Genomic DNA, 7,747 nt, shown 5'->3' with positions numbered 1-7,747 from the left:
CCTCCCCCCCCTACCTCTCTTCTCCCCCTACTTGCCTTCACCCGTCATTTTCGGGTTGACAGACTACTAGCCCTCACAGATAACTTTTTCAGCAAAGCCTAAGGGAACACCAAAAAATAAATTACCCAATTTTGTGGGATGGGCATCCTGCCTGTCCTTGATGATTAGCAGGCAAGATGCCCGCACCACAAGAAACTTTTGGGGATTTTTTTAATTGGAAGTCCCTAAGTAGGTGAACACAATAAAACCAAACTGTGTAAAGAAACGTAAAATCGCCCAAACCCTCTTGCCTCTTGCCTCTTGCCTCTTGCCTTGCCATAACGACAATTTTCAACGCCAACCTACTTACATATACATTTTTAAGAGTTATGAATTATAAATTATCACGAATGGAAGCGATTCAATCGCCCATTATTCCGGTGGTGGGAGAATTAATTAAAAACTCTCCTGGGACAATTTCTTTAGGACAAGGTGTGGTTCACTATCAACCACCAAATACCGCAATGGAATTATTACCAAAGTTCCTGGCTGAACCTAAAAATCATCTTTATCAACCCGTTATCGGGATTCCTGAATTATTAACAGTATTAGCAGCAAAGTTATCAATATTTAATGGTCTTGATATCAATGAAGAAAATGCTATTGTGGTGACAGCAGGTAGCAATATGGGGTTTATAAATTCTATTTTAGCAATTACTTCTCCTGGTGATGAGATTATTTTGAATACTCCTTACTATTTTAATCATGAAATGGCGATTAAAATGGCAGGTTGTCATCCGGTATTAGTTGCCACAGATACAAATTATCAATTAATTCCTGAAGCCATAGCCGCCGCAATTACAGATAAAACCCGTGCGGTAGTGACAATTTCTCCGAATAATCCTACAGGTGTTGTTTATTCAGAAACAGCATTAAAACAAGTTAATGAAATTTGTCGAGAAAGGCGAATTTATCATATTAGTGATGAGGCTTATGAATATTTTACTTATGACGGTGTAAAACATATTTCTCCGGGGGCATTTACGGGCAGTCATCAATATACAATTTCTCTGTTTAGTTTGTCGAAAGCTTATGGTTTTGCTAGTTGGCGAATTGGTTATATGGTAATTCCTCAACATCTATTAATTGCTGTGAAAAAAGTCCAAGATACCATTTTAATTTGTCCACCTGTGGTTTCTCAATATGCAGCTTTGGGGGCTTTACAAGTAAAAGATGATTATTTAAAAGATAATATTGGGACTATTGCTAAAGTTCGAGAAATAGTAATTAATTCATTGCGATCGCTTCAGGATTTATGTACAATTACACCAGCTAATGGTGCATTTTACTTTTTCTTGAAAGTGCAGACAAAAATGAATGATTTGGAATTAGTGACAAAACTGATTCAAGAACACAAAATAGCAGTGATTCCGGGAACAACCTTTGGGATGGAAGACGGTTGTTATTTGCGGGTTGCTTATGGGGCGTTACCAGCAGATACAGCTAAAGCAGGTATAGAAAGATTAGTCAAAGGTTTGCAAAGTATCGTATTATAGCCACATAACAAAAATTAACATTCGGATTTTCCCATGAGTCAAATAGTTTGGATAGCAAGACACGCTAACCGCCTTGATTTCGTATATCCAGATTGGTTTCTAACCGCCGAAAGACGGTATGATCCACCCTTGTCAGATGATGGTATGATTCAGGCGCAGCAGTTAGCAAAGCGACTTAAAGGGGAAAAAATCGCCCATATTTTTGCTTCTCCATTTTTGCGAACTATCCAAACGGCAAATGCGATCGCTGAAGTTTTGGATTTATCTATTAAACTGGAAGTAGGTTTGAGTGAATGGCTTAATCCCGAATGGATGACTGAAGAACCGGAAAAACTCTCGACTTCAGCTTTAGTCAAATTATTTCCCAGAATTGATACCAGTTACACATCACGCATAGCCGCAAAATACCCGGAAACTCATCAACAGGTGCGGGAACGTTCAGCGCAAACTGCCAGGTGTTTATCTACTGAATTTTCCCCCCATGATATCCTATTGGTGGCACATGGCGCGTCTGTCTTGGGTGCAGCAATGGGATTTGTAGGGGACATAGCCAAAACTGAAGTCAAAGCTTCTCTATGTTCTTTAGTAAAAGTTGTCCGCCAAGATTCAGAATGGTTGTTAGCACTAAAGGGTGATACGTCCCATTTGACGAAAGTTGAAGAATTGGTGAGATTTGTGTAAATATTCAATGGGGTTCTTTTTAGGAACTACGGTCAGAAACGGTAAGTTCTACCGAGATTGCCTGTGGAGTGGGCAAACAAGACTGGAAGTCATTTTAAGACCGCGATGAAGCAGGAAATAAACACTAAGATTATCGCTGTCCAGATGTGTCTAGACTTTGGTAATTTTGGGTAAGTTTTATAGAACGGATTTTCTCTAAATCACAACTGACGCGGACTCAGCAAAAGTAACTTACTAACTGATAAATTTTATGACATTGCTACTGGCCGGAGATATAGGCGGAACAAAAACTATTTTGCGTTTGGTGGAATTTTCGGAAACACTGGGATTAAAAACTCTGCACGAAGAGAGTTTTCGCAGTGGGGATTTTCCTGATTTAGTCCCCATCGTCCAAAGGTTTTTGACTACAGCTAACTCTAGCACACCAGAAAAGGCTTGTTTTGCGATCGCAGGACCAGTAGTGGAAAACACCGCCAAGTTGACCAATTTAGCCTGGTTTCTCGATACAAATCGTTTAACTCAAGAATTGGGTATTTTGTCAATTTCCCTGATTAATGACTTTGCGGCTGTTGGTTACGGCATTTTTGGATTAACAAAACAGGATTTACTAACTTTACAAGTTGGTAAATACCAACCAGCAGCACCAATGGCTGTAATCGGGGCAGGAACCGGGTTAGGACAAGGATTTTTGATTAAACAAGACCATCAATATCAAGTCTTTCCTTCCGAGGGTGGACACGCAGATTTTGCACCACGCAATGAACTAGAGTTTCAACTATTGAAATATCTAGTAGATAAACATGATATTCCACGAGTCTCCGTAGAAAGAGTAGTTTCCGGGTTAGGAATTACCTCCATTTACCAATTTTTACGAGATAGAAAAATAGCCACCGAATCACCAGAAATTGCCCAAGCAGTCAGAACATGGGAACAAGAAGCACAGACAACCGAAAAAACCGTTGATCCAGGGGCCCTTATTGGCACTGCTGCACTACAAAAAAGCGATCGCCTTTCCGAACAAACCATGCAATTATTTATAAAAGCCTACGGTGCAGAAGCCGGCAATCTAGCCTTAAAACTCCTCCCCTATGGCGGATTATACATTGCCGGTGGTATCGCCCCCAAAATCCTCCCCTTAATGGAAAATGGTAGTTTCCTCTTGAATTTTATCCAAAAAGGCAGAATGCGTTCTCTTCTCGAAGAAATCCCCGTGCATATAATTCTTAATCAACAAGTGGGATTAATTGGTGCAGCTTTGTCTGCCTCTAGGTTATAACTAGTAGTCTGTCAACCCAAAAATGATGGGTGAAGGCAAGCAGGGGGAGAAGAGAGGCACCAGGGGAGAAGTTTTTTCCGATCATTACCCGTCAAAATAAATTTGACGAACTACTAGCAACGTCAGGAGTCAGAAAGTTTGATAAATCGGTAAATTATTAATTAAATAGTAATTGCTGAACAGTGATGGCTGAATGCTTATTTCGGCGTTGCTGAATTGAGGTATGAAATTCCCAAATTGAACCTTTAAAACTCAAACCTCAGTGCGTCTACTCTTCGAGATCACGAAGCGTGATTGCGCCTTTGCGTGAGACTAAAATTCATACCCTTAATCAGCAACGCCCTTATTTCTTAATAACAGTGAAATCTGCATCTACAAATTTTATAAATTATGAATAGCAAAATTTTACTATCTTTGATTGCTGCCACCTTTTTATCTAGCAATTACGCCGTCGCCGAAGTCCATTTATCCAAACCCAAAGTTGCCGAAAAAAAACCTATTGTTCCCGCAGTCATACAGCCCAAATGGCGAACATTTACATCCCCTGATGGATATTTCACCGTATTAATGCCAGGAATGCCCAAGCGAAAAACCCAAATCCAAAAAACCTACATGGGAAAAATAAAATTAGAAATATTTTTAATCCAACCACCCCAACAAGAAGCTGCATATATAGTCACATACAATGAATTTCCTGATAGCTATGTCCAGATGACTAACCCCCAAACAATCATGGATCAAGCCCAATATGTAGAACTAACAACCACCAAAAGTAGATTACTAAATCAGCGCAATATTCGCAGTTCTAACTTTCATCCCGGCAAAGAAATTGAATATGTTAATGCCATCGGTAAAATTACTAAAACCAGAATGTTTGTTGCTCATGGTAGATTATATAAAGTTATGGCTATCGTCTCCAAAAAACAACATGAAACTTTAAATAAAACTATTACAGGCTATTTAAATTCCTTCAGCTTAGTTGTCAAACCTTAATTGAGAATGAGTAATATCGGTGAAATATTCAGGAGTCCGAAAAAATGATCATCACTGAAATGCCAACGCAATTACTAACTAACACTTGGATAACAGCAACTTGGGATGAATATATTCAGGTTATTGAAAATTATCCTGATCAAAAAGCCAAAGGCTATTATCACAATGGAAAAATGAGGATAGAAATGCCACCAATCGGAAATGATCATGCCAGTGACCATAGTATGATTATTTTTGCTGTTAACCTATTTGCGACTATTAAGGAAATTAAATTTAATAGCAAAGATAATTGTACATACAGAAAAATAGGATTTCAAGAAGTCCAACCCGATGTTTCTTATTACATTGCTGAAAAAGCAAATGCTATTCCCTATGGAACTTCCATTATCAATTTAGATATTTATCCCACACCAGATTTAGTAATTGAAGTTGCGAGTAGTTCCCTAGCTGATGATAAAGGGGAAAAACGCCTGATGTATGAAGATTTAGGTGTAGCCGAATACTGGGTACTTGATGTGCAGAATGTCCAAGTTATCCCTTTTATGATTGAAAATGGTGGCAGTAAAAGAATTAGTGAATCTCAAGTATTACCAGGGTTACAAATTTCTTTACTAAACGAAGCATTAAGAAAAACTCGACAAATGGATCATAGTCAAGTTTGTGCTTGGTTGTTAAGCCAATTTCACCAATAATTTTGGTAGCAACTATTATAATTCCGATCTATGTTTGAATAGAGAATAAGTATTTTTTCATCTCATTCCCAGTCTCTGACTGGGAATGAATTCTAGAAGGCTCTGCCTTCAATAATATTAGAGGCAGAGCCTCATCAACTGCATTCCTAGTCAGAGACTAGGAACGAGATAAAATATTTACAGTCATTGCGAGCGAAGGGAAGCAATCACAACCCTGGCGATTGCTTCATTTCACTTCGTTCCATATGGCTAACGCCACCTGAGATATAAGCGACACGAGCAGTTCGACAAGCTCACTGACCACGGTTTTAACCGCAGTGGTATTTCATCTAAACACGGGTGAGATTTAAACTTTTGCCAAGTGACAAAGAACCCAGATGTGTAGGGGTAAAGCAAAAGCTTAATGGTGTCAACTTAACGCAAAATCTTCATCCCGCGAGGAACTCAAGTTCCTTGCTAATAGCGAAAGTCATCTAAAAGATGACTAAATACTAGGAAAATTCATTAGTCCGTTTTAACGGACTTGAGCTATGAGACAGGGAATTTATTCCCTGGCGGGTGTGGAAGCCAAACAAATAAGCCATCTGTAACCTAAGTTGACACCAATGAAGCTCTTGTTTTACCCCTACGTTTAGAATCAAACAATCAAGCCGTTTTGAGTATATATAATATTTATAGTCAGTAGGACGGACAGAAATAACAATGTCAGAAAAAACTTTCGATATTGCTTACTTATCAGATAATTTACTTGATTTATTATCAGATATCCAAAATCATTTGGTGTGACAAGCAGTTTTGCTTTTTATGTATTTTTGTTGTTAATCGGCTGGATTATTATACAATCACATCCCCACCCTGCTGACGCTGAGGATGGGGAATTACGCAAAACTGTTAAAGAAGCGACCATTCCCAGTCTATCAAACTTGTCCTTGCATCTAGGCAAAAACTAGATATATTCTACTTGTGAGCAGAGTATTAATAATTTTGGTAATTATGGCAGGACATAGTAAATGGGCAAATATTAAACGTCAAAAAGCCGTAGTAGATGCCAGAAAGGGAAGTATATTCACCCAGCTATCACGGGCAATAATTGTAGCTGCAAGAAACGGTATACCAGATCCAGCAGGTAATTTTCAACTCAGGACAGCCATTGATAAAGCCAAAGCAGCAGGCATTCCCAATGATAATATTGATAGAGCCATTGCTAAAGGTGCAGGTACTTTCAGTGATCACAGCATCCTTGAAGAAATTCGCTACGAAGGTTACGGTCCCGGTGGTGTCGCCATTTTAATTGAAGCCCTCACAGATAACCGAAATCGAACTGCGGCAGATTTGCGCGTCTCTTTTGGCAAAAATGGCGGAAACTTGGGAGAAACAGGTTGTGTAAGTTGGATGTTTTCCCAAAAAGGAGTTTGTGTCGTCGAAGGTGTAATTGATGAAGACAAGCTTTTAGAAGCTTCCTTAGAAGGAAATGCCGAATCTTATGAAATCATTGCAGAGGAAACAGTTGAGGTATTTACAGAAATAGCAAATTTGGAGAAACTCAGCCAAACCTTAAAAGCAAAAGGTTTTAAAGTCACAGATATAGAATTGCGTTGGCTTCCTGGTAATCAAGTAGAAGTTACAGATGCAGATCAAGCTAAATCTCTCCTCAAATTAATTGATACTCTAGAAGGGTTAGATGATGTCCAAAGTGTGACAGCTAATTTTGAAATGGCAGATGGTTTAATGGAACTTAGTATCATGTAGCACTAAACCAATAAAAAGGCTTGGTAAATTGCCAAGCCCATATATACCAAGTGTTTACTATAGTCGCTTAATGTACCTGAATTAATGCTGAAATTCATCTATCTATGGTATGTGTATTAATAACCCCCTGTGGTTGCCCTAAATACCGGGGTAGGCACAGGTCCATAGGTGTCAACTTAAGCTCAAATCCCTACCACATCTCGTTCCTAGTCTCTGACTAGGAATGCAGTTGATGAGGCTCTGCCTCTAATATCATTGAAGGCAGAGCCTTCTAGAATTCATTCCCAGTCAGAGACTGGGAATGAGGTAAGTTGAGTTCTTTGCGGGATAGATGTTTTACGTTAAGTTGACACCAATGGCACAGGTCCTACCCCTACATTAAATCTAAACTCAAGTTGACACTCTCAGCGGCTTTAGTCATCTTCAGATGACTTTTGCTATTAGACTGGGAATTCATTCCCAGGCGGGATAGATGTTTTACGTTAAGTTGACACCAATGGCACAGGTCCTACCCCTACATTAAATCTAAACTCAAGTTGACACTCTCAGCGGCTTTAGTCATCTTCAGATGACTTTTGCTATTAGACTGGGAATTCATTCACAGGCGGGGTATGGGTTTTACGTTAAGTTGACACCAATGGCACAGGGCCTACCCCTACATTAAATCTAAACTCAAGTTGACACTCTCAGCGGCTTTAGTCATCTTCAGATGACTTTTGCTATTAGACTGGGAATTCATTCCCAAGCGGGGTATGGGTTTTACGTTAAGTTGACACCAATGGCACAGGGCCTACCCCTACATTAAATCTAAACTCAAGTTG

At 39.3% G+C, this 7,747-nt stretch carries 6 protein-coding genes; all 6 read left to right on the top strand.

Annotated features, from left to right (window positions below; all coding sequences use genetic code 11):
* Positions 1-368 precede the first annotated feature (368 nt).
* The 6 genes from IQ228_RS16370 (at position 369) to IQ228_RS16345 (ending at position 6,926) form a co-directional block, all read left to right on the top strand.
* A complete protein-coding gene (locus IQ228_RS16370; RefSeq protein ID WP_193963565.1) occupies positions 369-1,535 on the top strand; it encodes a pyridoxal phosphate-dependent aminotransferase in 1,167 nt (388 codons plus the stop codon).
* Between the two features lie 33 nt (positions 1,536-1,568).
* The gene (locus tag IQ228_RS16365) at positions 1,569-2,216 is read left to right on the top strand and encodes a histidine phosphatase family protein (protein WP_027401098.1); all 648 of its coding nucleotides are present in this window, start codon (positions 1,569-1,571) and stop codon (positions 2,214-2,216) included.
* 250 nt (positions 2,217-2,466) lie between these two features.
* A complete protein-coding gene (locus IQ228_RS16360; protein WP_027401099.1) occupies positions 2,467-3,492 on the top strand; it encodes a glucokinase in 1,026 nt (341 codons plus the stop codon).
* Positions 3,493-3,882: 390 nt separating this feature from the next.
* Positions 3,883-4,485 (top strand): hypothetical protein, encoded by a 603-nt coding sequence (locus IQ228_RS16355; protein WP_027401100.1) that lies wholly within the window; start codon positions 3,883-3,885, stop codon positions 4,483-4,485.
* Between the two features lie 44 nt (positions 4,486-4,529).
* Entirely contained in the window at positions 4,530-5,177 is a 648-nt protein-coding gene (locus tag IQ228_RS16350; protein WP_035081301.1) for a Uma2 family endonuclease, read from the top strand.
* 993 nt (positions 5,178-6,170) lie between these two features.
* Positions 6,171-6,926: a YebC/PmpR family DNA-binding transcriptional regulator gene (locus IQ228_RS16345; protein ID WP_193963567.1), complete on the top strand. Its 756-nt coding sequence runs from the start codon at positions 6,171-6,173 to the stop codon at positions 6,924-6,926.
* Positions 6,927-7,747: the final 821 nt, after the last annotated feature.

The organism is Dolichospermum sp. LEGE 00246 (assembly GCF_015207865.1).
Taxonomy (GTDB): Bacteria; Cyanobacteriota; Cyanobacteriia; order Cyanobacteriales; family Nostocaceae; genus Dolichospermum; species Dolichospermum heterosporum.
The sequence above is the reverse complement of the archived record's forward strand: the minus strand, read 5'-3'. Positions and strand labels throughout refer to the sequence as shown.